This is a genomic window from Microbacterium sp. BF1 (assembly GCF_019279095.1).
Taxonomy (GTDB): Bacteria; Actinomycetota; Actinomycetes; order Actinomycetales; family Microbacteriaceae; genus Microbacterium; species Microbacterium maritypicum.
On record NZ_JAGYWT010000816.1, the window covers coordinates 1 to 640 of the forward strand.

Sequence of the window (640 nt, forward strand, 5' to 3'; positions counted from 1 at the left end):
TCCGGCGGCACCGGCAGCGAGCGCCTCGCGCACGGCTGCCGGCCGATCGGCGACGCTGTGGATCACGACGCTCGCACCATCGTTCACGAGGGAGGTCACGTTCTCGGTCACGGTCGTCCCGTCGCCGAGAGTGAGGTCGAGCACGACGACCTCGGCAGGCGCCGCCGCGGCGGCGCGGCGCCATTCGAGGTACGACACGACGGTGCTCCCGGAGAAGACGACGGTCTGCGAGTCACGCGCGCACGCGGCCTCGAGACCGAGGCGAACGGACTCGTGATCGTCGATGAGTGCGACCGTGCTCATCCCCTCAGCCTACTGAGTCCCCCGACGAGCCGAGGATCGCTCACCGGGTGAGCAGCGCGACGACCTCGAAGTGATGCGAGTGCGGGAACAGATCGAAGCCACGAAGGCGGTCCACGTTCCATCCGAGAGTCCGGAAGGTGCCGAGATCGCGAGCGAGGGCCACCGGATCGCACGCGACATACGCGATGGCATCCGGCGCGAGCGCGTGAATCGCCTCGACCACCTGACGACCGGCACCGGCGCGCGGGGGATCGAGGACCACGGCTCCTGTGCGCCCGCGCTTCTGCGTGGCCAGGAAACGATCGACGCGCGCCGTCACCGCATTCACCTCGAGGGG

General features: G+C 69.7%; 2 pseudogenes. Both read right to left on the reverse strand.

Annotated elements, in window-relative coordinates:
- A pseudogene (locus KZA10_RS16970) lies at positions 1–303 on the reverse strand (DNA-binding response regulator); the annotation flags it as partial.
- 40 nt (positions 304–343) lie between these two features.
- A pseudogene (locus tag KZA10_RS16975) lies at positions 344–640 on the reverse strand (class I SAM-dependent RNA methyltransferase); the annotation flags it as partial.